The organism is Glycocaulis alkaliphilus (assembly GCF_004000605.1).
Classification (GTDB): Bacteria; Pseudomonadota; Alphaproteobacteria; order Caulobacterales; family Maricaulaceae; genus Glycocaulis; species Glycocaulis alkaliphilus.
Map to the genome: position 1 here is coordinate 1,450,886 of NZ_CP018911.1, position 26,671 is coordinate 1,477,556.

The following is a 26,671-nucleotide window of genomic DNA, read 5'->3' on the forward strand; positions in this document are numbered from 1 at the left end:
CCTAACCCAAAAGCGTCAGCGCGGTGAGGACCGGCAGCGCAATCGCGCTGGCCAGAACCGTGAGCGTTATCATGCCTGCCGTCAGCCCGGTCTCGCCCTCGAACTCGGTAGCCACCGCGTACACAAACGCCGCTGATGGCCCGCCCGTGGCCAGTACCAGCAGGGTTTCCGCATTGCCGTTGATGCCCAGCACGCCTGCGGCCATGAGCACGAATAGCGGCACGGCAAATGACCGGATCGCCGCCGCGCTGAACAGCAGACGGATGCGGCCCTTGAGGGCGGCAAAGTCCAGCCCCGCCCCCATGCAGATCAGCACCAGCGCCAGCGAACCGTATCCGGCCAGATCCAGCGGAGAGAGCAGGGTGTCCACCGCTTCTGCCGTCATCAGGGGCGGCAATAGCGGCCAGATCAGCGCTGTGGCGACGGCAAGCAGGCAGGCGATCAGCACCGGGTCCCTCACCAGTGCCGGCAGCGCCTTTCGCATACCGCCATCGCGCGTGCCGGCAAAGGCCATGACGATGATGATCGTCGCCAGCACCAGCGCGGGCGCTGCAATCGTGCCGGTCCATTGCGTGGAGGCTGCGCCCTGCAGCCGGTCAGCCAGGGTGAAGAAGAGGACCACGTTCCACACGCAGCACACCGCCACCAGCGCCGCCGTCTCGCGCGCCGTCGCTTTCAGCAATCTTGCCACGCCGAGCGACAGGATGAGCGCCAGCACTATCCCGCCTGCCGACAGGGCGATGACGGGCAGGGCGCCCGCCTGCGTCAGGTCTGCGCGCGCTATCGTGACGAACAATATGCAAGGCAGGAGCACGCGGTAATTGAGAAGATTGATGCCGCGCCACTGGCCATCGGGAATGATCTGCCAGCGCCGCAGGGCGTAACCCAGGGCGACCAGCACGAAGGCAGGAAAGAAGACGGCGAGTATGTGCAGGGTCATAGTGCGGCAATCGCTATCCAGATGGGCATGGTGATGGCGGCAAGCAGGGTGGTGGCGGTGACATGGCCTGCCATCATCTCCGCATCCCCGCCCATTTCGCGAGCCAGCACATAGGCGGCGGCTGCGCCCGGTGTTGCGCCAATCCCCACCAGCACGGCGAGTGCCACGCCTTCGACGCCCAGCAGAATGCCCAGCGCATAGAAGACCGCAGGCGCGATCAGGAGCTTCGCCGTCACCGAGAGCGAGATAATGCCCGGACGGGCGCGCAGCGAGCTGAAATCCAGCCCCGCCCCGATGGTCAGAAGGATGAGCGGCAAGGAGGCGCGCCCTGCAAGGTCCAGCGTGTCGGCGACCGGGCCGCTCTGGAACACACCGGCCACATTCGCTGCAAGGCCCGCCAGACAGCCGATAATGATCGGATTGGTGATAATGCGCAGGCCGACGCGTTTCAGGTTGGGCACGTGATCGCTCTTGCCCCAAACGGTCATCACCGCCACGCACATCACATTGACCAGCGGCACGGTCGGGGCGAAGGCCAGCGCTGCCAGCGCCGCGCCTTCCTCACCAAAGGCTGCCGGTGCCAGCGCCAGCAGCACGAAGCCGTTCCAGCGCACCCCGCCCTGAAAAAGGCTGGTATAGACCGGCCCCGGCATGGGCAGGAGGCGGAAGGCGAGCATGATGACGCCCATTGCGACAAAGCCGCCGGCCGCTGCCAGCATGAAGCTGCCCGCAGGCACGGATGCATAGTCGGCCCGGCTGATCGTGATGAAGAGGAAGGCCGGCATCAGCGCCTGATAGGAGAGCCGGTTTATCCCGCCCCAGAGCGGCGCGGCCACCAGCCCGGACCGGCGCAACACCCAGCCCAGCGTGATAACGCCGAACACCGGGAAAAGCGCGATGACGACCGGGCTCATGCTTCCGGCACGCCTTCGGCGATACGCAGGAGCGCGTCCTCAAGGATTACGGCGGCGGCTTCCGCGTCGATCATCTCCTTGTGGCGGTGGATGGGTATGCCTGCCTCGGAGAGGGTTTCACCCGCCTCGAAGGTGGAAAGCCGCTCATCCTGATAGGCAATCGGCAGGTCACGCAGGCGAAGGAGATTGGTGGCAAGCGAGCGGGCAGACTGCGCGCGCCGCCCGTCCCCGCCATCCATGTGCAGGGGCAGGCCGATAATCAGCCCCTTGCAGGCACGCTCGTCGTAAAGCTTGAAGATGCGCGCCGCGTCCTCGGAGAATTTGGTCCGCTCGATGGTTTCAATCGGGCTGACCAGTGTGCGGTCTGAATTGCACGCGGCAACGCCAATCGTGCGTGTGCCGGGGTCCAGCGCCATGAGCGGTCCTTTTGGCAGTAAGGCCGGGTGCAGGAAGATCATGGCGCTGGGAATGCTCCGGCTGGGTTCAGGCGGTCAGGCCGCCTGCGACATCAATCGTGGTGCCGGTGACGAAGCTGGCCTCATCGCTGGCAAGGAACACCGCGACACTCGCGATTTCATCGGCTTTACCATAGCGGCCCAGCGGCACCATCATGCGCTGCAGGTCGGCGGTCTCGCCGTCTGCGGGGTTCATGTCGGTATCGATGGGGCCGGGCTGGATGACATTGGCGCGCAGCCCCTTGCGGCCCAGCTCGCGCGCGGCAGCTTTGGTAAGAAGCTGCACGGCGGCCTTCGACGCGCAGTAGGAACCAAGACCGGGCGAGGGCGCGCGGTCGCCAAGAATGGACCCGACCGTGATGATCGAGCCGCCCGGCTCCATGATGTTGGCGGCAAGGCGGATGGCCTCGAACGGCGCGGTGACATTGACCGCCATGACATCGTTCCAGTCCTCATCGCTCATCTTGCGCAAGGTGACTTCGCGCGCGATGCCGGCATTATTGACCAGAATGTCGATACGGCCGTGCTTCTCCGCCGCCGCACTCATCACGCGGGCGGTTTCGCCCTGTTTGCGCGCGTCGCAGCCGACGGCCTCTGCCTTGCCGCCTTTTGAGTTGATGGCGGCGGCCACCGCCTCGGCCTTGTCCTTCGATCCGCCATAGGTCAGCACCACGGTTGCGCCCTCATCGGCAAACGCCTGACAGATGGCCGCGCCAATCCCGCGCGAACCACCCGTTACAAATGCGACTTTTCCTGACAGCCTTGCGCCCATGACAGATGTCTCCTCCAACTTGTTGCGTTGCCGCTCTATATGAGCGCGAGAGACAAGCCCTTTCGCTCACCTACTGCAAGTATCGAGACGCATGAATGTCTGAAATCAGCGTGCGCATGATCGAGGGGCTGGCGGAGATCAGCAGCGAGGCGTGGGACGCCATCGCCAATCCTGACGGGCAGATGTTCGATCCGTTCCTGAGCTGGGACTTTCTTCAAGCGCTGGAGCAATCAGGCTGCGTCAGTGAGGAGACGGGCTGGATACCGCGCCATCTGATCGCAGAAGACGGCGCGGGCAATGTGCTGGGCGTGCTGCCGCTCTATGTGAAAACCCATTCCTATGGGGAGTACGTGTTCGACCACGCCTGGGCCGACGCGCTGCACCGGGCAGGGGGCGAATACTATCCCAAGCTGGTCACGGCCGTGCCATTCACGCCGGTGACAGGGCGGCGCGTGCTGGCGGCAGATGCGGGCGTGCGCGGAGCGCTAGCCGCATCCGCCAAATCCGTCGCCGGGCAATGGAATGCTTCCGGATGGCATGTACTGTTTCCAGATGCCTCAGAGCGCGAGGCGCTGGCCGCATCGGGGCTCAGCGAACGCCTCGACATCCAGTTCATCTGGGATAATCGCGGCTATGGCTCTTACGATGATTTTCTGGGTGATCTCGCCTCACGCAAGCGCAAGGCGCTGAGTAAAGAGCGTGAGGCGGCGCAGGCCGGGCTGGAGATCGTGGCGCTCACCGGCGCGGAGCTGACGCAAGAGCACTGGGATGTGTTCTTTGCCTGCTATCAGGACACCGGCGCGCGCAAATGGGGCACGCCCTATCTCAACCGCGAGTTTTTCCAGCTCGTCCATGAGCGCATGGCGCAGCATGTCCTGATGGTGATGGCGCGCCGGGACGGGCAGTGGATTGCCTCGGCGCTGAACTTCATCGGGGGTGAGGCGCTCTACGGGCGCTATTGGGGCTGTCTGGAGGGCCAGGACAGCCTGCATTTCGAGCTCTGCTATCATCAGGCCATCGACTACGCGATTGCGCATGGGCTCAAACGCGTGGAGGCGGGCGCGCAGGGCCATCACAAGCTGGCGCGCGGCTACCGCCCGCAAGCGGTCGGCTCCTCCCACTTTCTCACCCATCAGGGCCTTGCCAGCGCCATTGACCGCTATCTGAGCCGCGAACGCCAGGCGGTGCTGGCAGAAATCGCTTCTCTTGACGCCGAGGGACCGTTTAAATCGGGAGTATGAGCTTTGTCCGGCTGGCCAATCCCCTGAGCTTCAGCGCCGCAATCACCATGGTTGCGGCGCTGAACGGTCAGGGGATTTACGCGTTCATGGGCAATGAGCACCTCGCGCAGATGGACCCTTCCTATCATTTCGCGCTGGGAGGTTTCCCAGTTTACGTCGCGGAGGCTAACCTGCAGACTGCACGCGCTTATCTGGACGTGATCGACCGTAAGGCGACTGAACGGAAAACAATTGAGCAAACGGTTGACGATGAGGTGCGCGACGCCGAACCGGACTGCCCTGTCTGCGGAGGCGAAAGCCACCCCCGGACCAACTGGCTGCTCACAATTCTGACGAATTTTGCTGTGACGCTTACGGGGTTTCCGGTGCCGTCAAAACGTCGGCAATGCGTTGGTTGCGGCCATGTCTGGCGACCGGCAGGGCGTGAACCCTTTACCCCCGAGGAGCTGGGTTACGACCCCGATGGCCCTGTCGAGGGCGATTTCGTGGCCTCGCTCAAGTCAACGCTTTCGAGGATCCGCTCCATCGGTTACGAGCACATGCAAGACAAGCAGGAGACCCGCCATGAGCCTTGATGGCCGTTATGACGACCAGAGTATTTTCGCGAAAATCCTGCGCGGCGAGGCGCCTGCCGTGAAGGTGCGCGAGGATGAGCACACGCTGGCGATCATGGATGTCTTCCCGCAGGCACCGGGCCATGTGCTGGTGATTCCGAAAGAGCCAGCGCGCAACCTGTTCGAGTTGTCGGAAGAAGCGGCGGAAAAATCCATTCTGGCGGTCAAGGCCGTTGCCGCCGCCGTGCGGCGCGCTCTGGAGCCGGATGGCGTGTTCGTCGCCCAGTTCAACGGCGCACCCGCCGGCCAGACTGTCTTCCACATCCATTTCCACATCATTCCGCGCGTGGAAGGCGAGGAGATCGCCGGGCATGGCAAGGCGGGTATGGCCGATCCGGCGGAGCTGGAAGCGCTTGCGGTGAAAATCCGCGCCGCGCTCTGAATTGGCGTCTGCCCCGAAAATCCCGCTTGATTTTTTCCCTATTCGCGCATCATAGGCGCTGGAGCGTCGCACTCTGCACGGGGCATTGAATCGCCCCTTGCCCCTTTACCCGCCCGCGTCGACGCACGGGCGCGTTCTGGCGTTCTTGCACCATGTTACTCATCGACACCTTTGTCGGTCCCAGTGCCATTGAAGGCGTTGGGGTTTTTGCGGCTGAACCGATCCGCAAGGGACAGCTCATCTACCGCTTTGAGCCGGGTTTTGACCGGCTGATTGGCGAGGTTGAACTGCCCAATCTTCCCGAAAGCATCCGCCGCTTTGTCGAGCGCTATACCTATCCGCACCCCAAAGAGGCCGGGATGCTGGTGCTGGACGCAGATAATGGCCGGCACATGAACCACTCGCTGGAGCCCAATACCGATTTCCGGGACTCGGTGTTTGGCTATGCGATCCGCGACATAGCGGCGGGTGAGGAAATCACCTGCAACTATGCCGAGTTCGAGCCGGGCTTTTACATGCTGCCTTCCATGGTGTCGGCCCACGCCGCCGCCCCGAAGGCGGTCAATGGCAGCGGCGCGCATCTTTAAGGCCGGGTGGCCATGTGCTTGTTAAAGGCGCGAGGTGATGGCAGACATTTGCCATGCGCACGATTGCCATCACTTCTGCCACCGGCTTTGACCACGTAACGCCGGACGGCCATCCCGAACGCGTGGCGCGGCTTGAGGCCGTTTCCCGCGCCCTTGCGCCATTGTCACCGCGCGAAGCCTCGCCCGCGACGCGTGAGGCGCTGCTGCGCGTGCATGATGCGGCCCATATCGATCAGGTTTTCGCGGCCAGTCCCTCAGACGGTCATGTTTCGCTGGATGCCGACACCTGGATGAGCCCCGGCTCGCTCAATGCGGCCCTGCATGCCTGCGGGGCGGTGATTGAAGGTGTTGATGCGGTACTGGACGGGGACGCCGAGGCCGTGTTCGTCGGCTGCCGCCCGCCCGGCCACCATGCCGAGCCAGACCGGGCGATGGGCTTTTGCCTGTTCAACCAGATCGCTATCGGCGCGCTGCACGCGCTGGAGGTGAGGGGGCTTGGCCGCGTGGCCGTCATCGATATCGACGTGCATCACGGCAATGGCACTGAGGCCAGCGCCGAGCGCGAGCCGCGCCTGTTTTTCGCCTCCGTCCATCAGGGCTGGATTTATCCCGGCACCGGCGCAGCCCATGAGACGGGCCGGCACGGCAATATCGCCAACCGTCCGCTGCCTGCGGGCGCAACCGGTGACACCTGGCACCCCGCGCTGGACGAGCTGATCGAGGCGGTGCGCGCCTTCCAGCCCGACCTGCTGCTGGTCTCTGCCGGATTTGATGCGCACAAGGATGATCCCCTTGCAGGGCTGGCTCTGGACGAAGGCGATTTCGCCCGTGCAGGCACCGCTCTGGCGCGGCTTGCACAGGAAAGCGCGCACTCCCGGCTTGTCTGCGTGCTTGAGGGCGGATACGACTGCCCGGCGCTTGAACGGTCGGTTGCGGCTTTTATTGGCGCGCTGCAGGCGGCCTGACGGGGACCAGCGCTTGTCAGCCCTTGTTGATCAATCTCCGAAAAGCACCATGAAACAGACCGTTGCCACGCGCCTGCCCGGCTCCATCATCATTGCCCGCCACGGTGAACCCGATGCGGACCGCCGCATGGTGCTGGACTGGCGCGGCTATGAGAAATGGTGGGCCGATTACGATCTGGCGGGCCTGAAAGAGGGCCAGAGCGCGCCCAAGGCGCTGTGTGAGGCCGCTGGAAAAGCCCATTCGGTCTATGCCTCCACCCTGATCCGCGCGATTGAAACCGCGCAGGCTTGCGTCGGCGCGCAAGAGATCACGCAGAATTCGGTCTTTATCGAAGCGCCTTTGCCGCCCCCGCCCATTCCCGGCCGGTTCAAGGCGCGCACCTGGGGCGTCTATGCCCGCTGCACCTGGTGGCTCGGCATGGCGCGCGGCAAGGAAACCCGCGCGCAGGCCGAAACCCGCGCCGAGGAAGCCGCCGCCATCCTCATCGAGGCCGCCCAGCACGGCGATGTGGCCCTGTTTGCCCATGGCTGGTTCAACCGCATGCTGCGCCCGGTGCTCAAACGCCATGGCTATGTCTGCGTGCGCGATGGCGGGGATGATTACTGGTCCTGGCGGCGCTACGAGCTCAAAGGGCGCAGCTAGCGTTCACCCCACTGGACGCGCGCCGCGGCGCTTGTCACTCTGGTAACATGACCGACTCAACCCCTGCCGATATCGCCAAGCTGAGCTTTGAAGCCGCGCTGAAAGAGCTGGAGGATATTGTCCAGCAGCTTGAGCGCGGGGATGTGGAGCTGGAGAAATCCATCGCCATGTATGAGCGCGGCGCGGCGCTGCGTGCCCATTGCGAGGCGCGGCTTAAAGATGCGCAGCTCAAAGTCGACAAGATCGTGCTCGGCGCGGATGGCAAGCCGGGGACCGAGCCTGCGGGCCTTGACGGCTGATGCGTACACCTGCCGACCCGCCTGCCAGTGAAATCAGCCCGGACGATTTCTTCGCCGCCGACATTCGCCTTGGCACGATCACGCGCGCCGAACCGTTCCCGGAGGCGAGAAAGCCTGCCTACAAGCTCTGGATCGATTTTGGAGAAGGGGTGGGCGAGAAGCGCTCATCTGCGCAGATAACCGCGCATTACAATGTGGAAGACCTGCCGGGACGCCGTGTGCTGGCGGTGGTCAATTTTCCGCCGCGCCAGATCGGCCCTGTGCGCTCTGAAGTGCTGGTGCTCGGTGTGACGGACAGTGCGGGCCAAGTGGTCTTGCTGGAGGTGCCAGAGCACGCCGATGTGGCCAACGGCGCTGGTGTCAGCTAGACCGGCTGCGTACCACCCCCTTTTGCCCGGAGCGCACCGCCCGTCATGGCCAGTTTTCAGGCCCAGCTTGAAGAATCCGCTGACCGCGTGACCGTGGCGCTCGACGCGCTGCTGGCGCGCGCTGACGGGCCTGAGGCGCGCCTGGCCTCGGCCATGCGCTATGCGGCCCTGGGCCCGGGCAAGCGCATCCGGCCCTTCCTGACCCTCGCCGCCGGACGCATGCTGGGCGCGGATGAGCGCGGTCTCCTGCGCGCGGGCTGCGCTATCGAGTGCATTCACGCCTATTCGCTGATCCATGATGATCTGCCCTCAATGGATGATGATGATGTGCGGCGCGGACGTCCGACCGTGCATATCGCCTATGATGAGGCGACGGCGATCCTGGCCGGTGATGCGCTGCAATCGGCGGCCTTCGAGATCATGGCCGGCGCCGACACCCATCCCCATCCGAGCGTCCGTCTGGCGCTGGTCGAAGGGCTGGCCAAGGCCTCCGGCGCGCGCGGCATGGCCGGCGGGCAGATGATCGACATGCTCTCGCCCCAGCGCGTAGGCGATGATATTGGCGTGTTGACGCGCCTGCACCGGATGAAGACCGGCGCGCTTATCAGCTTTTCGGTGGAGGCTGGCGCAGTGCTGGCGGAGGCGGGCAGCGATGCGCGCCATGCGCTTGAAGGTTACGCCCATGATCTCGGGCTGATCTATCAGATCGTCGATGACCTTCTGGACGCCGAAGGCCTGCCGAGCATTGCCGGCAAGGCGGTCAATAAGGATGCCCGTCAGGGAAAAACCACATTTGTCACGATTCTGGGGGTGGACGGCGCGCGCGAACGGGCGCGTCATCTCGCCGCTCAGGCCAAGGAATACCTCGCACTCTTCGGCAGTTCTGCCAATATCCTCAAGGACTGCGTGGACTTCGTTCTTGAGCGGCGTTCCTGACCGCCACAAACATTGCCACGGGAACCGGCAGATGCCGGACTGACGCTGGAGCCATCATGCCCGAGACGCCCAATCTGGACCGCATCGCCTCTCCGAAGGACCTCAAAAGCCTCGACCTTGCCACACTGCGCGCGGTTGCAGACGAGCTGAGAGCCGAGACGATTGATGCGGTGTCGGTAACGGGCGGGCATCTGGGCGCAGGGCTCGGCGTGGTGGAGCTGACAGTAGCCCTGCATCACGTGTTCGACACACCCGATGACGTGTTGATCTGGGATGTCGGCCATCAGTGCTATCCCCACAAGATTCTCACCGGGCGGCGCGACCGTATCCGCACGCTGCGCCAGGGCGGCGGGCTTTCCGGCTTCACCAAGCGCTCCGAGAGTGAATACGACCCGTTTGGCGCAGCCCACGCCTCAACCTCCATCTCCGCCGCGCTCGGCTTTTCCGTTGCCAGCGATCTCAAGGGCGAGAAGCGCCATGTCGTGGCGGTGATCGGCGACGGCTCGATGTCGGCCGGCATGGCCTATGAGGCGATGAACAATGCCGGGGCGCTCGACAAGAATCTCATCGTCATCCTGAATGATAACGATATGTCGATCGCTCCGCCCGTGGGCGCGATGAGCCATTACTTTGCGCGCCTTGTCTCCTCCAAGGGCTATCGCTCCCTGCGCAGGATCGGCAAGGGCCTCGCCAAGGTGATCGGCGTCGAGGAAGCGGCCCGCCGCGCCGAGGAATATATGCGCGGCATGGCCGTTGGCGGCACCATGTTCGAGGAGCTGGGCTTTCGCTATGTCGGCCCGATTGATGGCCATGACGTGGCCCAGCTCGTCGCGGTGCTGAAGAATGTACGCGACGGGCAGGACGGCCCGGTCCTGATCCACGCCGTGACCCATAAAGGCCATGGCTATGCGCCTGCCGAGGCCGCTGCCGACAAGTATCACGGCGTTGCCAAGTTCAATGTCATCACTGGCGAACAGGCCAAGTCAAAACCCGCCGCGCCCAGCTATACCGGCGTCTTTGCCGACGCGCTGATCCGCGAAGCAGAGGCCGATCCGTCAATCGTCGCCATCACGGCCGCCATGCCGGGCGGGACGGGTTTGGACAAGTTTGCCGCGCGCTTCCCGCAGCGCTGCTTTGATGTCGGTATTGCTGAGCAGCATGCCGTGACCTTCGCGGCGGGGCTTGCGGCAGCGGGCATGAAGCCGTTTGCCGCGCTCTACTCCACCTTCATGCAGCGTGCCTATGACAGCGTGGTCCACGATGTCGCCATCCAGAACCTGCCGGTGCGCTTTGCCATCGACCGGGCAGGGCTGGTCGGCGCGGACGGCTCCACCCATGCGGGCAGCTTTGACGTCGGTTATCTCGGCATGTTGCCCGGCATGGTCATCATGGCCGCAGCCGACGAGGCCGAGCTGGCACGCATGGTGAAAACCGCCACGCTGATTGATGACGGCCCCAGCGCCTTCCGCTATCCGCGCGGCGAGGGCACGGGCGTGGAAATCCCCGCCAACCCGCAGGCGCTGGAGATCGGCAAGGGCCGCATCGTGCGCGAAGGCAGCACGGTGGCGATCCTCTCGCTGGGTACACGCCTTGAGGAATCCCTCAAAGCCGCAGACCAGCTGGCCGCCCATGGCCTGTCCGCCACGGTGGCCGATGCCCGCTTTGCCAAGCCGCTTGATGAGGATCTGATCCTGCGCCTGGCCCGCGAGCATGAGGTCCTGATCACCATCGAGGAAGGCTCGCGCGGCGGATTCGGCGCGTTTGTGCTGCACCTGCTGGCGGAGAAAGGCGTGCTCGACCGGGGCCTCAAAATCCGCACCATGACGCTCCCGGACGTGTTCCAGGAGCATGACAGCCCGGTGAAGCAGTATGATGAGGCGCGCCTGAATGCCCGCCACATCACCGCAACCGTGCTCGACGCGCTGGGGCGGTCCGAAGAGGCGGCAAAAGCGCTGGCGTAATCACGCAGACAAAGAAAAACCCCTCCTGCCCGTCGGCAGGAGGGGTTTTCCCGGTCAACGCCTGCGCAGCAAGCTGCGCGGGCGTGATCTCAATCTGTCAATCAGGCCGATTGCAGGTTGGTCGCGGAGAATTTGCCGCTCTTGGCGTCGCGCGCTTCCTCGTAGGAAATGCGCTGGCCTTCGTTGAGGGCGGCCATGCCCGCACGTTCAACAGCCGTAGCATGGACGAATACGTCCTTGCTGCCATCATCCGGCTGGATGAAGCCGTAGCCTTTGGTGGTGTTGAACCATTTTACAGTTCCCGTAGCCATGGGAGTATTCCTTGTAACAAGACAAAACAAAGCGGCCTGTCGCACAGGCGCGCCAGCGGTATCGAAGAGAGGTAGAGGGAAGGGGGCGCCAAAAAAACGGAAGCGCAAAACCTGATCGTCGGCCAAATCTCGATAAGGCTTTATATTCTAAATGCGTGGCGTGCGCAAGGAAAATTGGCAATAGAGAATACTTTGTGTTGAAATGAATGCACCCGTATAGGTGCCCGCAGTTTTTTCATTATAGAATTGCCCAATTCGAGCGTAGCCGGTGTGAGGCTTCCTGTGCGCAGGAAGACGCGATATGCTCGCGTCATGACAAAGCTCCTTGATCACGCCGTGAAAGTGGCCGGAACGCTCCCTGACGACGTTCAGGATGAGATTGCCCGCCTGATGCTGACCCTTGCCGGTGATGACAATGCGCTTGAGCCGGTGGATCCCGATCATCTCGATGGAGTGCTCGAAGGGCTGGAGCAGGCGCGCGCCGGTGAATTTGCATCTCGCGCTGAACTGGCAAGGACCTTAAGCCGGTTTGGCGAATGAAGGTTCGCTTCTCGCGCCGCGCGCCGGGACTGGAGTAGGGTCGCATGCGGGCAGATCTCCAGCTGGTCGCGCTTGGCCATTTTGAAACGCGCGCCCGTGCTCAGGCTGCCATCAGGGCAGGGCGGGTGCGGGTGAATGGCGAGGTGCTGACCAAGCCATCGCAGACCATCGCGCCCGGCGCCCAGATCGAGGCAGAGGCCGAACACCCTTTCGTCAGCCGCGCCGCGCTCAAGCTGGTCGCGGCTCTCAATGCATTTGCGGTCAGTCCGCAGGGGCGCGTCTGTCTGGATGTGGGCAGTTCCACCGGCGGCTTTAGCGAACTTCTGTTGCAGCGCGGCGCAGCGCAGGTTTATGCGGTTGATGTTGGCCGGGACCAGCTTCACCCATCCTTGCGGGGCCATCCACGCCTGACCAGCCTTGAGGGTACGGACGCGCGCGGCCTGTCGCCTGCCTTGATACCGGAATCACCCTCGCTGATAGTGTGCGATGCCAGTTTCATAGGGCTGTCCAAACTGCTCGGTGTGCCCCTCTCGCTGGCGGCAGTTGACGCAGATTTGATCGCCTTGTTCAAGCCACAATTCGAGGTTGGCCGGGCCCATATCGGCAAGGGCGGTATCGTTAGCGATGAATCGGCCGTGCAGACAGCGCTGCAGGCCTTTCAGGACTGGCTGCAAGGGCAGGGCTGGCCGGTGCAGGCTGTCATGCCCAGCCCGATTTCCGGCAGTGATGGCAACCGCGAAATCCTTGTCCATGCGAGGCGCGCATAAAGCCCCACATGGCGCATGGTTCTTACAATTATCATTGACGCTGCATTGCAGTATTTGCTTAACACACCCCTCCTGTCTCGACTGTTTACCCCCAATTGCCGGAGGCCCGATGTCGCCTGTCTGGTTTGTGATCATAGCGGGCGTGAGCGCGCTCATCGCCGCTCCTGTTACGCGCGCTGCCGGGCGTTTTGCCGGGCCGCTGCTGGCACTGGTGCCGGCCTTCCTGTTCGTTTCGCTGCTGATGCAACTGCCTGACCTGCCAGCAGGTACGGCCATTCTCCAGACGATTGACTGGGTGCCCGCTTACGGCGTTTCGCTGGGCTTCCGGCTGGACGGCTTCTCGCTTCTCTTCTCGCTTCTGATCACCGGCATCGGCACGCTGGTGGTGATCTATGCGGGCAGCTATTTCAGCGATGACGCGAAGGACCGGGGCCGCTTCCTGGGCTTCATCTTGCTGTTCATGACCGCGATGCTCGGCACGGTGCTGGCCGATGACCTCATCATGCTGTTCATCTTCTGGGAGATGACCAGCCTGGTCTCCTTCTTCCTGATCGGCTTCAAGCATGAAGACGCCAAGGCCCGCAAAGCCGCGCTCCAGTCGCTGGTCGTTACGGCGGGCGGCGGTCTGGCGCTGCTGGGCGGTATCATCATTCTGGGCCTGACGGCTGGCACGTTCTCGCTGACCGGGATCACGGCGCAGGCACCGCAGATTGCCAATTCGCCTGCCTTCCCGGCGATCATCGTGCTGGTGCTCATCGGCTGCTTTACCAAGTCTGCCCAGTTCCCCTTCCATTTCTGGCTGCCGAACGCCATGGCCGCGCCGACCCCGGCCAGCGCCTATCTGCACTCGGCCACCATGGTGAAGCTCGGCGTCTATCTGCTTGCCCGGTTTGATACCGGGTTTGGCGAGTACGTGATCTTCTACGGTCCGCTCATGGTATTTGGCGGTATCACCATGCTGATCTCGGCCTATGCCGTGATGCGCTCCACCGGCTTCAAGGCGGTGCTGGCCTGGTCGACCGTATGCTCACTGGCAACGCTGGTCCTTCTGGTCGGTGTTCCGGGAGAGGCGGGCGTCAAGGCGATGATCGGCTTCCTGGTGGCCCACGCACTGTACAAGGCAGCCCTCTTTTTTGCTGCCGGTCAGGTTATCCACTCCACTCACCAGTACGAGCTGGCGCGTCTCGGGGGGCTTCGCTTCAAGCTGCCGATTACCGCGATTGCCAGCCTCCTGGCGGCCATCTCCATGGCGGGCGTGCCCTTCTTCCTCGGCTACAAGGCGAAGGATTTGTTCCTGACCGCGGCCTTCGAGGGCGGAAACTGGGGCATGTGGCTTACACTGGTGGCGCTGGCGAGCTCCGCCGTGATGACGGCGGTGGCCGGTCTGGCTGCGCTTAAACCCTTCTTCCTTAAGCCGCCCTATGGCGAGGTGAAGCTCTATCACAACGAGTATTACGGCATGGCCCTGCCGCCGCTGGCGCTCGGCGTGCTGGGACTGTTCATCGGCGTCATGCCAGCTCTGGCGTGGAACAGCGTGCTGATCCCGGCGATGAGCGCGCTCTATGGCAACACCGTGGTGCTTGAAGTTCACGCGGCGCCCAGCCTGGGCCTCAAATTCCTCATCACCCTGGGGCTTCTGGCTTCTGGCGCGGCGCTGGTCTGGTTCTGGACGCGGCTCTATCGCGACCCCGATAACGTCAAGGCCAATGTGGTCTTTGCAGACCTTGGCTACGGCGCGGTCATGGGCTGGCTCGACCGGGCAGGGAAGGTAACAGCGCGCGCGCTGCAGACGCTGTCCTTGCGTACCTATATCGCGATTACGCTGGGCGTCTCCACGCTGGCTCTCCTGCTGTCGCTCACCGGCTTTAGCGGCGAGATGGTAACGGCGGCTGCCGCCGAGCCCGTCCGGCCCTATCTGGTCGTGGTGTTGCTGCTGACCCTGATCGGGGCTGCCGTGGCCGCGTTTGCCCGGTCGGTACTCATTGCGATCCTGGGCGTGGGTATTGTCGGCTACACCATGGCGGTGGTGTTCCTGATGAATGGCGCACCGGACGTGGCGTTTACGCAGTTCACCGTCGAGACGTTGTCCATCGTGATCCTGCTGGCCGTACTGCTGCGCCTGTCACTCGCTCCGGCACCGCAAAAATCCCTGTTCAAGCGTCCTCTGGCGCTGGCGATTTCGCTGGGCTTTGGCATTGCCTGCGGCCTCGGCGTGCTGGCGATGAGCGTGCTGCCCTTCGATCCGCGCCTGTCGGAATTCTTTGGCGAGGCCAGCTATGCCGAGGCGCACGGCCGCAATGTCGTCAACGTCATCCTGGTTGACTTCCGCGCGCTCGACACGCTTGGCGAGATTACCGTCGTGGCCTTCGCCACATTGTGCGTCTGGGCGCTGCTGCGCCGCCGCGTGAAGAAGGAGGGCTAGGACCATGCAGTCTGTCATTCTCAACGCGCTGGCGCGGATGTTCTTCGTCGCCATGCTGGTCTTCTCGGTCTTCATCCTGCTGCGCGGTCATGATGAGCCGGGCGGGGGCTTTATCGGCGGTCTGGCGGCGGCGTCTGCCTACACCATCGTGACCCTGGCCTTTGGCGCAGCGCGCGCCCAGCGCTGGCTCATCCTTCACCCGGTCGTGCTGATGGGTGTTGGTATTTTCTGCGCGATCATTTCGGGTATTCCCCCGCTGATCGGCGATTTGGGCGGCTTTCTCTACCATCTGTGGTGGGAAGGCCAGATCGGCTTTCTCCATCTGAAGCTCGGCACGACATTGCTGTTCGATATCGGCGTCTATTTCGTCGTTATCGGCGGTGTGCTCTCCATCCTTTTCCGCATGTATGAGACCGGCGCCGAGGAGGCCAGCGAATGACGCTTCTCTACGCTATCGCCGTTGCTGCCATCATGGCGGCGGGCATATTCCTGATGCTGGACCGCAATGTGATCCGCATCGTGCTGGGCACGGCCCTGATCGCCACGGGTGTGAACCTGATCCTGTTCCTTGCCGGGCGGCTGGGAGCCACGGACCCGGCCATCATCCAGGCGGGCAGCTATGCGCTGGGCGAAGGTGCGGCCAATCCGTTGCCGCAGGCGCTCGTCCTGACCGCCATTGTGATCGGCTTTGCGTTGCTGGCGCTGGCCGCCATCGTCGCCTACGAGGCGACGCGCGCGCTCGGCACGGTCAATGCTGACGAGATGATTGCCGCGCGCGATCTCGGTGATCCGTTCAAGGGTGAAGACACCAAGGGGAGCCCTGCACGCAAATGAGCGCTGATCTTCTGGTCATTCTTCCCATCGTGCTGCCGCTGACAATGGCGGGTTTCTGCGCCGTTTTCTGGCTGCGTCCGGACTGGCAGCGCTGGGTCACGGTGTTCGGCATGGCCCTTCTTGCGGCCGCCGGTATCGGCCTGCTGCTGGCCGTGCAGGCAGAAGGCGTGCTGTCCACGCAGCCGGGTAACTGGGCTGCGCCGTTCGGCATTTCCATCGTCGCTGATCCGCTATCGGCTCTGGCTGTGGCGGCAGCAGGACTGGTGGCGTTTGCCGCCTCTGTCTACGCCTTCCGGGGTGTGGACCAGAATGCCCTGCATGGCGGCTTCTTCCCGCTCTTCTGCGGCCTGATGGTGGGCGTCAATGGCTCCTTCCTCACGGGCGACATCTTCAACCTCTATGTCTGGTTCGAGGTGCTGCTGGTCTGCGCCATCGGCCTTCTGGTCGTTCACCGCGAAGGCATCAACCTTGATGCCGCCGTGAAATACGCCGCGCTGAACCTGTTTGGCACCATCCTGTTCCTGACGGGCGTAGCGTTCCTTTACGGCGCAGTGGGCACGCTGAACTTTGCTGATCTGGCGCGTATCGTGCCTGAGATGGAGCCGTCAGCGGGCCTGACCTTCGCACTGGTGCTGTTCCTGCTCGCCTTCGGGGTGAAGGCCGCTGCCTTCCCGCTCTTCTTCTGGCTGCCGATCGCCTACCACACAGCCCCGCCGGTCGTGTCGGCGCTGTTTGGTGCGCTGCTCACCAAGGTCGGCATCTATTCGGCCATGCGCGTCTTCATGCTGCTGTTTGAGGGCACTACGGGGCTCGTCGGCGAGGTTGTCGTCTGGGTGGCAGCGATCACGATGGTGACGGGCGCCATAGCCGCCCTCATCCAGACCGATCTGCGCCGCATGCTCGCCTTCCTGATCGTGTCGGGCATGGGCTATCTGATGATGGGCCTCGCCCTGTCGACGCCTGAAGGTCTCGGCGCGGCGAGCTTCTACCTCATCCACGATATTCTGGTAAAAGGAGCGGTCTTCCTGCTCGCGGGCGTGATTGCCATTGCCGCCGGGTCGTCTGACCTGACGAAAATCGGCGGGCTCATCCGCACCCATCCCGTGCTGGCGGTGATCTTCCTCGGCGCGGGCCTGTCGCTGGCCGGCCTGCCGCCTTTCTCCGGCTTCTGGGCCAAGGTTCTGGTGGCAGATGCGGCCTTTGACGGCGCAAAGCCCATCCTTGGCGGAATCGCGCTCGGCACCGGCCTTATCAGCCTGATGTGCGTGGTGAAAATCTGGATGGAAGCCTTCTGGAAGACCGCGCCCGAAGGCATGCGCGTCACGGCGCGCCTGCCGCTGGTGATGGTGGTTCCGGCGACCGCGCTGGTTCTCGTCAGCCTGGCCATCGGCCTTTACGCCGGTCCGCTCATGGAGCTGACGCAGGCTGCTGGAGAGGGCCTCGCTGATCCTTCGGCCTATATCGACGCCGTCATGGGAGCAGGTCAATGAACCCGTTTCGACTGATCATGAAGCTTGGGATATGGGCGCAGCTCGGCGTCATCTTCCTGATCGAGCTGTTCAAATCGTCCTTTTCAGTGGCCTGGGCGGTGATCAATCCCTCCATCAGGTTTAATCCGGCCATTGTTGCTGTACCGCTGGACCTGAAAAGCGACATCCATATCGCCACTTTGGCCAATCTGGTTTCGCTCACCCCGGGCACGACCTCGCTGCATGTCTCCGAGGATCGCTCGACCCTCTACGTGCATGCGCTCGATTGCCCGGACAGGGAGGCGGTCATTTCCGGGATCAAGACGACGTTTGAAAGCATTCTTCTCCGGTCGGAGGCATAACGGTCATGCTGGTTGATCTTTTCCCTTCCTACCTGCTGCTGGGTCTGGTTCTGGGCCTTCTGCTGACCGGCATACGTCTCGTCATCGGGCCGGGCGTGGCTGACCGCTTCGTCGCTCTGGACATGATGACGGTGCTGGCCATCGGCATCACGGCTCTGACCACGCTGGTGACCGGACGCAAGGAATTCCTCGATATCGGGCTTGGCCTCGCCGTCACCGGCTTCATCGCCACGGTGGCGCTGGCCGTGTTCCTGGAACGCAAGGAGAGGGATCAATGATCCGCGAGATTATCGGTGCCGTCCTGATGCTGGGCGGGATGTTCTTCCTGATCGTGGCCGCGATTGGCGTGTTCCGCCTGCCAGATCCTTTCCTGCGCCTGCACGCCTCCACCAAGGCCGGTACGCTGGGCGCGGGCCTGCTGGTGGCGGGTGTCGCCGTGTCCTACACGGAGGATAATCTGGGCCTGACAGCCTCCATCATCATCGTCTTCCTGCTGGCGACCCTGCCTGTGGCCGGGCACCTTCTGGGCCGGGCCATGTATGTGTCGGGCGCGGATTTCGTGATGAAGGACGGCAATGACGGGCTGAAGGGCGTGCTGCCGCGTGCGCAAGCCTCGCTGGAGGCGCGCCTTGCCGGGCGCAGCGCCGACCCGGCTTTGCCGACACCGGAAAAGCAGAAGGAAAAGGCCGAGAAAGCCAGGGTCAAAACCGGGGAATAGAAAAAAGGGCGGCTCGGATGAGCCGCCTTTTATGCTTTGTGCTCAGCCCATCCGGGCTTCGCTGCGGGCAAAAGTGCCCGGCGGCCGGTCGGCCTTGCAGGCCGCAAAGCGGCCTGAAAAGCGCGAACGCGCGCCCGCGACTTTTCGCGGAACATCGCAACGCGGCCTGCCCCCGGCTACGACCGGGGAATGCGTTGCGGACAACTAGTTCGACGGGCGCCACACCCCGTCAGGCCCCTGGCAGACCCATTCATACCGGCCGGTGATCTGCACCTGGCGGCAATTCTGGTTCACCTGCTGGGCCGGATAGTGCGGCTGGGTGCCCTGCGGCTGGTAGCTGTAGGGGTCATAGCCCGGACCGCCGGCCAGCTGGCTGTTATCCTGATAGCCGTAATTGTCGTAATACGGGTCATAGCCCTGCTGGCTGTAGCCATATTGCTGCTGGCCGTAATGGGGCTGCTGGTAGCCGGCCTGCGGGCGCGGGCCACCCGGCAGATGGTCGCAATTACTGCCGACGCTGCCCATCGCACCGCCAGCCAGCGCGCCAAGGCCCGCACCGGCGATCACGGCGCCATCATTGGAACGGCGGTTGTACGGCTCGACATAGCCGCGGCCGCGATGACCGCGCCAGCCACGATTATTGTGGGCCTGGTTCTGATAGTGGCGGTCGCGCCGGGCTGATTCGTTGGAATTGTGTATCTGCGCGCCAAGCACTGCGCCGAGAAGCCCGCCGACAACGGCGCCGGTGACCTGCTGATTGCGCTGCTGGGAGATGCACTCCGCGTAGGTCTGCTGCGCCTGCGCGGCAGGGGCGAGAGCCAGCGGGGCTGCGAGCGCTGCGGCAACGATGGCCGAACTTTTCAGAACATGTTTCATCGCAAGGGGCTCCTTTCGTGCCTGGTCCTTGAATATGGTCCTACCCTGCCAGATCGCGGATGAGCGCAACATGAACGAAAACCGCCCTGCGGAAGTTCCGCAGGGCGGTTCGCGCGTCGTCCCTGACGGGAAGGCTACTGGACCCGTGCCACCTGCCAGTAGCCATACTGGTCCTGACACATACGCACGCGGTCATAGGCGACCTCGCCATTGGGCAGGAAGATTTCCGCATCGCCCCAGCGGCAGCGCTGATTGCCCCAGTTGTGGAAGTCGCGGGCGTAGACGACACCGCGCACGCCTGAATACGGGTTGTGCCAGTAATACGGATTGCCCGTGGAGAAGGCGTAGTGCGTGGCATAGTGGTACTGGCCACGGTCGCAATCGCTCAGGGCTGCGCCGAGCGTGCCGCCAATCAGGCCGCCAGCCAGCAGCGCGCCGGCATCACCGTCCGAGATGGCAGCGCCGAGCAGGGCACCGACCAGCGCCCCGGCAGCGACATTGCCACCGCTCGGCCGGCACACACCGTCCGTGTAGTAGAAATTGTGGCGGGCATAGCTGGAATGCCAGCGCGGGTGATACGTCCAGCCCGAATAGTGGATATGGTGGTGGACGATCCGTACCGGCGGCGTCCAGCGCACATTCCGGCGGCCATAGCGGTTCACATAATAATGGTTGTGATAGACCACGGGCGCGCGAACGGCATTCGAGCGTGAATAGCGCACATTATAGTGCTGGTGGCGGTAGTTGGGCCGCGATTGCTGCGGACGGTTCTGCCACTGGCCCTGCTGCGGGCGCCCTTGCGGACGGCCTTGCGGACGGTGTTGCTGCGGGCGGTTCTGCCACTGGCCCTGAGGCTGGCCTTGCGGACGGCTCTGCGGGCGCTGCTGTTGCTGCGCCTGCCTGCGATCCTGCCAGTCGCGGCGGTCAGGCCTGCCTTGCGTTGACTGGCCACGCTGCGCCTGTTCGCGGCGCTGCTGGAACTGGGCCCGGCGGTCCCCATCGCCACGGTTCTGCCACTGGCGTTGCGGCTCGCTCTGCTGCGCGACAGCCTGCTGCGGGGCGATAGCGGGTTGGCCGCCGGGACGGGTGGGTTGCCCCTGTCGTTGCGGACGCTGCTGAGGCGCTTGCTGTTGTTGCGGAGCGCTCTGCTGCGGAGCGCTCTGGCGAGAGGGGCGCTGCTGCGGAGCCGACTGCTGGGGACGTTGCTGCGGAGCCGATTGCTGGGATTGTTGGCGCCCCTGCCAGCCGCCTTCACGGCCTCCGCCACCACGCTGGCCGCGGCTTTCGCTGCCGCCGCCGCGTTGGCCACGGCTTTCACTGCCGCCTCCGCGCCGGCCCTCACGGCCACCGCGTTCTTGCGTATCAAGGGCAAGATCAACCGCATTGGCGGCTTCTGCTGACGGGACGAAAGGCAGTTCGCCGGGCGCAGCGAAGGCGGTCATCAGTGCAATCGCTGCTACCGATATGGTCAGTTTTCCGGTCGCCATCGGGCTTCCTCCTTGGTTTCAAGAGGCCACAATCGGGCAATTAACCAGACGGTAACAATGCCAAGCTGAGCCGGACATGAACAATGCCTTCAGGTTGGCTCAGCCGCGCGATTTACCGCGTGGCGCTTGACGATACAGCCCTTACAGGGGCAAACGCTCCGCCATGAAGCGCCGTTCCCGTTCATCTTCGCCCCAGAGGGCCGTGCCGGAGCGGACGCTGCGCGTGACCGCCCGTGCCATAGGCGCGCGCGGTGATTCCATCTGTCCGGATCCGGAAACCGGCGGATCGGTATTTGTGCCCGGCCTTCTGCCCGAAGAGACCGCTGATATCGTGGCGCGCGGCGAACGCGGGAGGATACGCGAACGCCTGACCACTTCCCATGAACGCATTGAACCCTTCTGTTCCGTCGCAGAAAAGTGCGGCGGCTGTTCGCTGCAGCACTGGCAGGGTGATGCCTACCGCGCGTGGAAGCGTGATCTGGTCGCCGATGCGCTGGAGCGCGAGGGGCTGACGGCTGAGCTATTACCGCTCGTCGATGCGGGCGGCGCGGGCCGCCGCCGGGTCGCCCTGCATGCGCGCAAGATGGGCACCCGCCTGCTGCTTGGGTTCACCGAGCGGGCAGGGCAGGCCATCGCCGACACGAATGATTGCCCGATAGCCGAGGCGCGCATCCGCAAATCCTTCCCGGCCTTGCGCGAACTGGCCATGGCCGTTCTCACACCAAAGTTTGACACCGCGACGATCTCCGTCACCGCAACTGATCCGGGTCTCGACGTGCATGTGGCGCGTAAAGGCCAGGTGACGCTCGATGACCGGTTGACGGGCGGGGAGCTGCTGGCGCGCGAGGGCTGGGCGCGCCTGACCATTGGCAGTGAACTCATCGCGGAAGGCACGCCCCCGGTGGTGCGCTTTGGCAGCGCCAAGGTAGCTCCGCCGCCCGGCGGCTTCCTGCAGGCGACCGATGCGGGCGAGGCGGCGCTGGCAGCCATCGTCATGGACGCGCTCAAAACCGCCCTCAAATCCGCGCCGAAAGAGGCCAGAGGCGTGATCGACCTTTATGCCGGTTCGGGCGCCTTCGCGCTGCGCATGGCCTCTCTGGCGCCTGTGAGGGCCGTAGAGGGGGAGGCCGCGCCGCTGGCCGCGCTGGACCATGCTGCGCGCCATACGCCCGGCCTGAAGCCTGTGAGCGTGCTGCAGCGCGATCTGGCGCTGGAGCCGCTCTCCATCCGCGAGCTGACGGGCGCAGCATTTGCCGTGGTCGATCCGCCGCGCGCGGGCGCGAAAGAGCAGATGGCATTGCTCGCCGGATCCGGCATCCCGGTGATTGTTTCGATCAGCTGCAATCCGGCGACGTTCGCGCGTGACGCCGCCATTCTGGTCCGCGCCGGATACCGGATGGGGCCGGTTACGCCCGTGGACCAGTTCGTCCACACCGCCCATGTGGAATGCGCGGCCGTGTTCACGAAGGGGTAGTTTCACCCTTCATCTCGTCACCCCCACGCAGGTGTTGTGTTCCGTGAGATTGTTGAGGATTTCGAGCGGGCTTTGATAGCCGAGGCATCGCAGGCGTGTGCGGTTATAGTTTTGGACGAAGTTTCGGATATAGGCGTTGCGCTGCTCGTGCGTGTCGAAGCAGTTGCGGCCCTGATTGCGTCCGTTTGGCGGGTGGGCGTCGAGATGTTCCTGCAGGCGGCGGTTGAAGCGTTCTGCCATACCGTTGGTCTGCGGACGGAAGGGGCGTGTGAGCCGGTGTTTGACACCGTGGGCGGCGCAGACCCGGTCGAAGGCATGGGTACCGCTGGGACGGTCTTCGGGCTTGCCCTTCTTGTCGACGGCGAACCGGTCTGTGAACTCTGATCCGTTATCGGACAGGACGGTGTGGACCTTCAGCGGGAAGCTTTCCAGGAAGCGCTCGAAGAAGGCGGCGGCGTTGGCTGCGCTGCGCGTGTTGAAGATGTCCAGATGGACGAAGCGCGTGGCCCGGTCGATGGCGATGAAGGCATAGGCGGGCTGCCGGTTCAGGCGTGTCAGGTGCTTCACATCGACATGGATGAACCCGGCGGGCTGGCCGGTCTCGAACACGCCGGTGCGCGCACGCGCCTGCACGGGCCGGGCCGAGATGCCATGACGGCGCCAGCAGCGGTGCAGGGCCGCGCGTGACAGGTCCGGCTTCACACAGCGCCGCATCACCTCCAGCGCATCATCCAGCGACAGGCCCACATGACAGCGCAGCTCGACAGCCAGCGCTTCCTCCACGCCGCTCATAGAGGTCTTCAGCGTATGGGGCACATGCGGGCGGTCAGCCACTTCGCTGCGCGCCCGCCAGCGTCTTATCGTAGTCTCTGACACCCCCAGCTCGGCCGACAGCACAGCAACCGGCTTGCCACAGGTCTGGATGTAACGCCGTGTCGCCGGCGTCGTGCGGGCATTGGCATGAAGACGCAACTCCATCACCGGCCTCCCAGTCTGGACCGCACATACTCTACACCCGCAGACACCGAAGCGGTATCCAAACAATCAAACGAGATGAAACACGCAGGTGGGGGTCCAGAGATCATAACGCTCAGTGGGTCGCCAGCGGCTCTGGGTTCCCGCCTGCGCGGGAACGACGAGATTTTGTAACTCACCCGGATTAAACCCGCCCCCGATCCTCACCCCCACCGCCAAAGCCCGGTGGACGTGTGCGGCGGGCGCGGCTATCACGCGGGCCTAACTTTTCGGCGGGCCAAATCCCATGCACGACATACGTTTCATTCGCGAAAACCCGGACGTCTTCGACGCCGCCATGAAAAAGCGCGGGCGCGGGCCGGAGGCGTCACGCCTGCTGGCGCTGGATACGGCGCGCCGCGAAGCCACCGCGCGCCTGCAGGAGATCGAGACGGAGCGTAATGCGAAGTCCAAGCTGATTGGCCAGGCCAAAGCCAAGGGCGATGACGCGCTGTTCAACCAGCTCCGCGCCGAGGTGGATGCCCTCAAAGGCCAGATGGACGAGGCGGACGCCGCCCAGAAATCTGCTGATGAGGCGCTGCGCACCGAGCTCGCCTCGCTGCCCAACATGCCGTTCGAGGACGTGCCTGAAGGCGCAGACGAAAACGACAATGAAGAAGTGCGCGGCTGGGGCGAACCGAAAGAGCTTGGCTTCGAGCCGAAGGACCATGTTGCCATTGGTGAGGGGCTTGGCGGGCTCGATTTCGAGGCCGCCGCTGCCATGTCCGGCGCCCGCTTTGCGGTGCTGAAAGGCCAGCTCGCCCGTCTGGAGCGCGCGCTCGCCGCCTTCATGCTCGATATGCACACGCTTGAACATGGCTATCAGGAGACCAGCGTGCCGCTGCTGGTCCGCGACGAGGCGCTGTTCGGTACCGGGCAATTGCCGAAATTCAAGGAAGATTTGTATGAAGTTAAGACGCCAGTATCCATCCGTCTGGCTGACCTTCGATATCAAACTCAAATCGACATTAAAAAAAGAGAAGAAATTATATCAATTGCAGATATAATGCTGGCAAAATTAAAGGTAATCCGTGAAGAGGCTTCCAGTGAAGGCTTGTCTCCGGACGATGTCGTGCCCCATCAACACTGGCCTGTTTTGAGCATTGTCGAAAGCGCATTGGAAGAGTTGACGGAGCGTGGGGAGGCTCTGAATAGAAATTCAGAAAAGATTCGGATAGAGGCGGATCAACTCGCGGCTTCTCAGAACGCTAGTAGCTGGCTCATCCCCACCGCCGAAGTCTCGCTGACCAATCTGGTGCGCGACGCGATCCATTCTGAAAGTGCCTTCCCGATGCGGCTGACGGCGCACACGCCCTGTTTCCGCTCTGAGGCGGGCGCGGCGGGGCGCGATACGCGCGGACTTATGCGCATGCACCAGTTCTACAAGGTGGAGCTGGTCTCCATCGTGAAGCCCGAAGAGAGCGAAGAAGAGCTGGAGCGTATGACGGGCTGCGCCGAGGCGGTGCTACGTGCTCTGGAGCTGCCCTACCGGGTCATGCTGCTGTGTGCGGGCGATATGGGCTTTGGCGCACGCAAGACCTACGATCTGGAGGTGTGGCTTCCCAGCCAGAACACCTATCGGGAAATTTCGTCCTGCTCCAATTGCGGGGATTTTCAGGCCCGGCGTATGGATGCCCGCTTCAAGCGCGAGGGCGAGAAGAAGCCGGAATATCTCCACACGCTCAATGGCTCAGGCGTGGCCGTGGGCCGCGCGCTTCTGGCCGTGCTGGAAAATCATCAGAATAAAGACGGCTCGGTGACGATTCCGGCCGCGCTGCGCCCCTATATGGGCGGTATCGAGGTGCTGCGCCCATGAGCAAGCTTTTTACCGGCAATAATCCGCGCATCCTGATCACCAATGATGACGGCATCCGCGCGCCGGGGCTGAAAGTCCTGCGTGCTATTGCCGAATCCATCTCTGACGATGTCTGGGTGGTGGCGCCTGCCGAGGAGCAGTCCGGCATGAGCCGTGCGCTGTCGCTGAACTCGCCCCTGCGCGCGCGGCGTGTGGCCGACAAGCGCTATGCGGTCACCGGCACACCGGCTGACTGCGTGCTGATGGCGATCAACGACATCGTGGAAGGCAAGGAGCCTGATCTGGTACTGTCGGGCGTCAATCGCGGCCAGAACATCGCCGAGGACGTGACGGTTTCCGGCACGGTGGCGGGCGCGATGCAGGGCCGCCAGATGGGCATTCCCTCGATCGCCTTCTCGCAGGCTTATGGCTTTAGCGGGCGCGACACGATCAAATGGCAGACGGCCAGCGCCTTCGGCCCGGTCATCCTGAAAAAGCTGCTCGAGGAACGCTGGTCGGAAAATGTCGTGATGAACGTCAACTTTCCGGACCGCGAGCCAGAGGATGTGGCCGAGATTGAGGTAACGGTGCAAGGCACGCGTGACCAGCATAATATCAAGACCGTGCGCCGCGAAGATCTGCGCGGGCAGGCCTATTACTGGATCGGGTTTGAGGGACGCCCTTCGACTCCGGCGGTCGGCACTGATCTGCGCGCCATCTACGAAGGCCGCATCTCCATCACACCGCTGCACCTTGATCTGACCCACCATGAGACGCGAGACCGGCTGGCCGATCACTTAAGCGGTCCGGTGGAAGCGCCGGTTGAAAGCTGAAGGCGGCCATGAGCGGGGGCTTTGACACGCGCGTTATCGAGCTGGTCATGGCGCTCCGCAATGCGGGCGTGAAGGACAAGGCGGTGCTGGCGGCGATAGAGCGCACACCGCGCGATCTGTTCGTGCCGGAGAATTTCGCCGACCACGCGTTTGAAAACCGCCCCTTGCCGATTGATTGCGGCCAGACCATTTCCCAGCCGCTTATCGTGGCGCTGATGACGCAGGCGCTGGAGGTCACCGACCGCTGCAAGGTGCTGGAGGTCGGCACCGGCTCGGGCTATCAGGCCGCCGTGCTGGCAAGGCTGTGCCGCCGGGTCTACACGATCGAGCGCTACCGCACACTCTCTCTGGAAGCCGTCAAACGCTTTGAAGGCTTGCGCCTGACCAATATCGTCACGCGCATTGGTGATGGCACGAAGGGCTGGCCCGAACAGGCGCCCTTCGACCGCATCATCATCACGGCGGCGGCGCCCTCGCGCCCCGATGCCATTCTCGCCCAGCTGCGCGAGGGCGGCGTGTGCGTGGCGCCGGTGGATAATGGCCCTGTGCAGACGCTCTACCGCTACCGCCTGGAAGGCGGAGAAATCAGTGAGGAGGCGCTGCTGGATGTGCGCTTCGTGCCGCTGGTAGAGGGCGTCGCCCGCTCCCTGTGAGCGGAAATTGTGAACGCACGCTAACTTGACCTCGCCGGG

31 protein-coding genes are annotated in these 26,671 nt (G+C 63.7%); 23 read left to right on the forward strand and 8 right to left on the reverse strand.

Annotated features, from left to right (window positions below):
• Position 1 precedes the first annotated feature (1 nt).
• The 4 genes from X907_RS06940 to X907_RS06955 form a co-directional block, all read right to left on the reverse strand.
• Positions 2-940: an AEC family transporter gene (locus X907_RS06940; protein WP_127566555.1), complete on the reverse strand. Its 939-nt coding sequence runs from the start codon at positions 938-940 to the stop codon at positions 2-4.
• Positions 937-1,854 carry an AEC family transporter gene (locus X907_RS06945; protein ID WP_127566557.1) on the reverse strand — a complete coding sequence of 306 codons (918 nt, stop codon included), beginning with the start codon at positions 1,852-1,854 and terminating at the stop codon, positions 937-939. The genes X907_RS06940 and X907_RS06945 overlap by 4 nt, the downstream gene beginning before the upstream one ends.
• On the reverse strand, positions 1,851-2,270 hold the full coding sequence (gene ruvX / locus X907_RS06950; RefSeq protein ID WP_233352568.1) for a Holliday junction resolvase RuvX: 420 nt from the start codon (positions 2,268-2,270) through the stop codon (positions 1,851-1,853). The genes X907_RS06945 and ruvX overlap by 4 nt, the downstream gene beginning before the upstream one ends.
• 67 nt (positions 2,271-2,337) lie before the next feature.
• The gene (locus tag X907_RS06955) at positions 2,338-3,081 is read right to left on the reverse strand and encodes an SDR family NAD(P)-dependent oxidoreductase (protein WP_127566561.1); all 744 of its coding nucleotides are present in this window, start codon (positions 3,079-3,081) and stop codon (positions 2,338-2,340) included.
• A 95-nt stretch (positions 3,082-3,176) separates the two neighbouring features.
• Here X907_RS06955 and X907_RS06960 point away from each other — a divergent pair, with 95 nt between their 5' ends.
• From X907_RS06960 to dxs, 10 genes are all read left to right on the forward strand, one after another.
• Positions 3,177-4,322, forward strand: coding sequence for a GNAT family N-acetyltransferase (locus X907_RS06960; protein WP_127566563.1), 1,146 nt, complete (start codon positions 3,177-3,179; stop codon positions 4,320-4,322).
• Positions 4,319-4,897, forward strand: a complete 579-nt coding sequence (locus X907_RS06965) for a hypothetical protein (RefSeq protein WP_127566565.1) — start codon at positions 4,319-4,321, stop codon at positions 4,895-4,897. Before X907_RS06960 ends, X907_RS06965 begins: the two co-directional genes overlap by 4 nt.
• Positions 4,887-5,318, forward strand: coding sequence for an HIT family protein (locus tag X907_RS06970; protein ID WP_127566567.1), 432 nt, complete (start codon positions 4,887-4,889; stop codon positions 5,316-5,318). Before X907_RS06965 ends, X907_RS06970 begins: the two co-directional genes overlap by 11 nt.
• 152 nt (positions 5,319-5,470) lie before the next feature.
• Positions 5,471-5,905, forward strand: coding sequence for an SET domain-containing protein (locus X907_RS06975; protein WP_127566569.1), 435 nt, complete (start codon positions 5,471-5,473; stop codon positions 5,903-5,905).
• 53 nt (positions 5,906-5,958) lie between these two features.
• Positions 5,959-6,870 (forward strand): histone deacetylase family protein, encoded by a 912-nt coding sequence (locus tag X907_RS06980; RefSeq protein ID WP_127566571.1) that lies wholly within the window; start codon positions 5,959-5,961, stop codon positions 6,868-6,870.
• 49 nt (positions 6,871-6,919) lie between these two features.
• Positions 6,920-7,513, forward strand: a complete 594-nt coding sequence (locus X907_RS06985; RefSeq protein ID WP_127566573.1) for a histidine phosphatase family protein — start codon at positions 6,920-6,922, stop codon at positions 7,511-7,513.
• Between the two features lie 47 nt (positions 7,514-7,560).
• A complete protein-coding gene (locus X907_RS06990) occupies positions 7,561-7,812 on the forward strand; it encodes an exodeoxyribonuclease VII small subunit (protein WP_127566575.1) in 252 nt (83 codons plus the stop codon).
• On the forward strand, positions 7,812-8,180 hold the full coding sequence (locus X907_RS06995; RefSeq protein ID WP_127566577.1) for a tRNA-binding protein: 369 nt from the start codon (positions 7,812-7,814) through the stop codon (positions 8,178-8,180). Before X907_RS06990 ends, X907_RS06995 begins: the two co-directional genes overlap by 1 nt.
• Before the next feature lie 45 nt (positions 8,181-8,225).
• A complete protein-coding gene (locus X907_RS07000) occupies positions 8,226-9,116 on the forward strand; it encodes a polyprenyl synthetase family protein (RefSeq protein ID WP_127566579.1) in 891 nt (296 codons plus the stop codon).
• A gap of 56 nt (positions 9,117-9,172) precedes the next feature.
• A complete protein-coding gene (dxs, locus tag X907_RS07005; RefSeq protein WP_127566581.1) occupies positions 9,173-11,077 on the forward strand; it encodes a 1-deoxy-D-xylulose-5-phosphate synthase in 1,905 nt (634 codons plus the stop codon).
• A 101-nt stretch (positions 11,078-11,178) separates the two neighbouring features.
• Here the strand turns inward: dxs and X907_RS07010 are convergent, their stop codons facing one another.
• Positions 11,179-11,388, reverse strand: coding sequence for a cold-shock protein (locus X907_RS07010; protein ID WP_127566583.1), 210 nt, complete (start codon positions 11,386-11,388; stop codon positions 11,179-11,181).
• Positions 11,389-11,700: 312 nt separating this feature from the next.
• On the opposite strand from X907_RS07010, the gene X907_RS07015 reads away from it, so the two are divergent.
• From X907_RS07015 to mnhG, 9 genes are all read left to right on the forward strand, one after another.
• The gene (locus X907_RS07015; RefSeq protein WP_127566584.1) at positions 11,701-11,928 is read left to right on the forward strand and encodes a hypothetical protein; all 228 of its coding nucleotides are present in this window, start codon (positions 11,701-11,703) and stop codon (positions 11,926-11,928) included.
• 44 nt (positions 11,929-11,972) lie between these two features.
• Complete coding sequence (locus X907_RS07020) at positions 11,973-12,695, forward strand: TlyA family RNA methyltransferase (RefSeq protein ID WP_127566587.1); 723 nt, start codon at positions 11,973-11,975, stop codon at positions 12,693-12,695.
• Positions 12,696-12,804: 109 nt separating this feature from the next.
• Entirely contained in the window at positions 12,805-15,117 is a 2,313-nt protein-coding gene (mbhE, locus tag X907_RS07025) for a hydrogen gas-evolving membrane-bound hydrogenase subunit E (RefSeq protein WP_170175490.1), read from the forward strand.
• A 4-nt stretch (positions 15,118-15,121) separates the two neighbouring features.
• A complete protein-coding gene (locus X907_RS07030; protein ID WP_127566591.1) occupies positions 15,122-15,556 on the forward strand; it encodes an MnhB domain-containing protein in 435 nt (144 codons plus the stop codon).
• Positions 15,553-15,951: an NADH-quinone oxidoreductase subunit K gene (locus X907_RS07035; RefSeq protein ID WP_127566592.1), complete on the forward strand. Its 399-nt coding sequence runs from the start codon at positions 15,553-15,555 to the stop codon at positions 15,949-15,951. The genes X907_RS07030 and X907_RS07035 overlap by 4 nt, the downstream gene beginning before the upstream one ends.
• The gene (locus X907_RS07040) at positions 15,948-17,441 is read left to right on the forward strand and encodes a proton-conducting transporter transmembrane domain-containing protein (RefSeq protein WP_127566593.1); all 1,494 of its coding nucleotides are present in this window, start codon (positions 15,948-15,950) and stop codon (positions 17,439-17,441) included. Before X907_RS07035 ends, X907_RS07040 begins: the two co-directional genes overlap by 4 nt.
• Positions 17,438-17,782: a Na+/H+ antiporter subunit E gene (locus X907_RS07045; protein ID WP_127566594.1), complete on the forward strand. Its 345-nt coding sequence runs from the start codon at positions 17,438-17,440 to the stop codon at positions 17,780-17,782. The genes X907_RS07040 and X907_RS07045 overlap by 4 nt, the downstream gene beginning before the upstream one ends.
• Positions 17,783-17,787: 5 nt before the next feature.
• Entirely contained in the window at positions 17,788-18,060 is a 273-nt protein-coding gene (locus X907_RS07050) for an MrpF/PhaF family protein (protein WP_127566595.1), read from the forward strand.
• Positions 18,057-18,500 (forward strand): monovalent cation/H(+) antiporter subunit G, encoded by a 444-nt coding sequence (gene mnhG, locus X907_RS07055; RefSeq protein ID WP_233352569.1) that lies wholly within the window; start codon positions 18,057-18,059, stop codon positions 18,498-18,500. The genes X907_RS07050 and mnhG overlap by 4 nt, the downstream gene beginning before the upstream one ends.
• A 204-nt stretch (positions 18,501-18,704) precedes the next feature.
• Here the strand turns inward: mnhG and X907_RS07060 are convergent, their stop codons facing one another.
• Together X907_RS07060 and X907_RS07065 are read right to left on the reverse strand one after the other, a co-directional pair.
• Entirely contained in the window at positions 18,705-19,376 is a 672-nt protein-coding gene (locus X907_RS07060) for a hypothetical protein (protein ID WP_127566597.1), read from the reverse strand.
• 134 nt (positions 19,377-19,510) lie between these two features.
• Positions 19,511-20,863, reverse strand: a complete 1,353-nt coding sequence (locus X907_RS07065; RefSeq protein WP_127566599.1) for a hypothetical protein — start codon at positions 20,861-20,863, stop codon at positions 19,511-19,513.
• 163 nt (positions 20,864-21,026) lie between these two features.
• Between X907_RS07065 and X907_RS07070 the strand changes: the two genes are divergently transcribed.
• Positions 21,027-22,337 carry a class I SAM-dependent RNA methyltransferase gene (locus tag X907_RS07070; RefSeq protein ID WP_127566601.1) on the forward strand — a complete coding sequence of 437 codons (1,311 nt, stop codon included), beginning with the start codon at positions 21,027-21,029 and terminating at the stop codon, positions 22,335-22,337.
• A gap of 9 nt (positions 22,338-22,346) precedes the next feature.
• Here the strand turns inward: X907_RS07070 and X907_RS07075 are convergent, their stop codons facing one another.
• A complete protein-coding gene (locus tag X907_RS07075) occupies positions 22,347-23,315 on the reverse strand; it encodes a DDE-type integrase/transposase/recombinase (protein WP_127566603.1) in 969 nt (322 codons plus the stop codon).
• Between the two features lie 283 nt (positions 23,316-23,598).
• On the opposite strand from X907_RS07075, the gene serS reads away from it, so the two are divergent.
• The 3 genes from serS to X907_RS07090 are packed head-to-tail and all read left to right on the forward strand — an operon-like array spanning position 23,599 to position 26,632.
• A complete protein-coding gene (gene serS, locus X907_RS14675) occupies positions 23,599-25,167 on the forward strand; it encodes a serine--tRNA ligase (protein WP_127566605.1) in 1,569 nt (522 codons plus the stop codon).
• Entirely contained in the window at positions 25,164-25,979 is an 816-nt protein-coding gene (gene surE / locus X907_RS07085) for a 5'/3'-nucleotidase SurE (RefSeq protein WP_127566607.1), read from the forward strand. Before serS ends, surE begins: the two co-directional genes overlap by 4 nt.
• A gap of 8 nt (positions 25,980-25,987) precedes the next feature.
• Entirely contained in the window at positions 25,988-26,632 is a 645-nt protein-coding gene (locus X907_RS07090; protein ID WP_127566609.1) for a protein-L-isoaspartate(D-aspartate) O-methyltransferase, read from the forward strand.
• Positions 26,633-26,671 lie beyond the last annotated feature (39 nt).

Coding starts and splice junctions, on each gene's coding strand:
- X907_RS06940 (WP_127566555.1), bottom strand. CDS start 940: ATGACCCTGCACATACTCGCCGTCTTCTTTCCTGCCTTCGTGCTGGTC.
- X907_RS06945 (WP_127566557.1), bottom strand. CDS start 1,854: ATGAGCCCGGTCGTCATCGCGCTTTTCCCGGTGTTCGGCGTTATCACG.
- ruvX (WP_233352568.1), bottom strand. CDS start 2,270: ATGGCGCTGGACCCCGGCACACGCACGATTGGCGTTGCCGCGTGCAAT.
- X907_RS06955 (WP_127566561.1), bottom strand. CDS start 3,081: ATGGGCGCAAGGCTGTCAGGAAAAGTCGCATTTGTAACGGGTGGTTCG.
- X907_RS06960 (WP_127566563.1), top strand. CDS start 3,177: ATGTCTGAAATCAGCGTGCGCATGATCGAGGGGCTGGCGGAGATCAGC.
- X907_RS06965 (WP_127566565.1), top strand. CDS start 4,319: ATGAGCTTTGTCCGGCTGGCCAATCCCCTGAGCTTCAGCGCCGCAATC.
- X907_RS06970 (WP_127566567.1), top strand. CDS start 4,887: ATGAGCCTTGATGGCCGTTATGACGACCAGAGTATTTTCGCGAAAATC.
- X907_RS06975 (WP_127566569.1), top strand. CDS start 5,471: ATGTTACTCATCGACACCTTTGTCGGTCCCAGTGCCATTGAAGGCGTT.
- X907_RS06980 (WP_127566571.1), top strand. CDS start 5,959: ATGCGCACGATTGCCATCACTTCTGCCACCGGCTTTGACCACGTAACG.
- X907_RS06985 (WP_127566573.1), top strand. CDS start 6,920: ATGAAACAGACCGTTGCCACGCGCCTGCCCGGCTCCATCATCATTGCC.
- X907_RS06990 (WP_127566575.1), top strand. CDS start 7,561: ATGACCGACTCAACCCCTGCCGATATCGCCAAGCTGAGCTTTGAAGCC.
- X907_RS06995 (WP_127566577.1), top strand. CDS start 7,812: ATGCGTACACCTGCCGACCCGCCTGCCAGTGAAATCAGCCCGGACGAT.
- X907_RS07000 (WP_127566579.1), top strand. CDS start 8,226: ATGGCCAGTTTTCAGGCCCAGCTTGAAGAATCCGCTGACCGCGTGACC.
- dxs (WP_127566581.1), top strand. CDS start 9,173: ATGCCCGAGACGCCCAATCTGGACCGCATCGCCTCTCCGAAGGACCTC.
- X907_RS07010 (WP_127566583.1), bottom strand. CDS start 11,388: ATGGCTACGGGAACTGTAAAATGGTTCAACACCACCAAAGGCTACGGC.
- X907_RS07015 (WP_127566584.1), top strand. CDS start 11,701: ATGACAAAGCTCCTTGATCACGCCGTGAAAGTGGCCGGAACGCTCCCT.
- X907_RS07020 (WP_127566587.1), top strand. CDS start 11,973: ATGCGGGCAGATCTCCAGCTGGTCGCGCTTGGCCATTTTGAAACGCGC.
- mbhE (WP_170175490.1), top strand. CDS start 12,805: ATGTCGCCTGTCTGGTTTGTGATCATAGCGGGCGTGAGCGCGCTCATC.
- X907_RS07030 (WP_127566591.1), top strand. CDS start 15,122: ATGCAGTCTGTCATTCTCAACGCGCTGGCGCGGATGTTCTTCGTCGCC.
- X907_RS07035 (WP_127566592.1), top strand. CDS start 15,553: ATGACGCTTCTCTACGCTATCGCCGTTGCTGCCATCATGGCGGCGGGC.
- X907_RS07040 (WP_127566593.1), top strand. CDS start 15,948: ATGAGCGCTGATCTTCTGGTCATTCTTCCCATCGTGCTGCCGCTGACA.
- X907_RS07045 (WP_127566594.1), top strand. CDS start 17,438: ATGAACCCGTTTCGACTGATCATGAAGCTTGGGATATGGGCGCAGCTC.
- X907_RS07050 (WP_127566595.1), top strand. CDS start 17,788: ATGCTGGTTGATCTTTTCCCTTCCTACCTGCTGCTGGGTCTGGTTCTG.
- mnhG (WP_233352569.1), top strand. CDS start 18,057: ATGATCCGCGAGATTATCGGTGCCGTCCTGATGCTGGGCGGGATGTTC.
- X907_RS07060 (WP_127566597.1), bottom strand. CDS start 19,376: ATGAAACATGTTCTGAAAAGTTCGGCCATCGTTGCCGCAGCGCTCGCA.
- X907_RS07065 (WP_127566599.1), bottom strand. CDS start 20,863: ATGGCGACCGGAAAACTGACCATATCGGTAGCAGCGATTGCACTGATG.
- X907_RS07070 (WP_127566601.1), top strand. CDS start 21,027: ATGAAGCGCCGTTCCCGTTCATCTTCGCCCCAGAGGGCCGTGCCGGAG.
- X907_RS07075 (WP_127566603.1), bottom strand. CDS start 23,315: ATGGAGTTGCGTCTTCATGCCAATGCCCGCACGACGCCGGCGACACGG.
- serS (WP_127566605.1), top strand. CDS start 23,599: ATGCACGACATACGTTTCATTCGCGAAAACCCGGACGTCTTCGACGCC.
- surE (WP_127566607.1), top strand. CDS start 25,164: ATGAGCAAGCTTTTTACCGGCAATAATCCGCGCATCCTGATCACCAAT.
- X907_RS07090 (WP_127566609.1), top strand. CDS start 25,988: ATGAGCGGGGGCTTTGACACGCGCGTTATCGAGCTGGTCATGGCGCTC.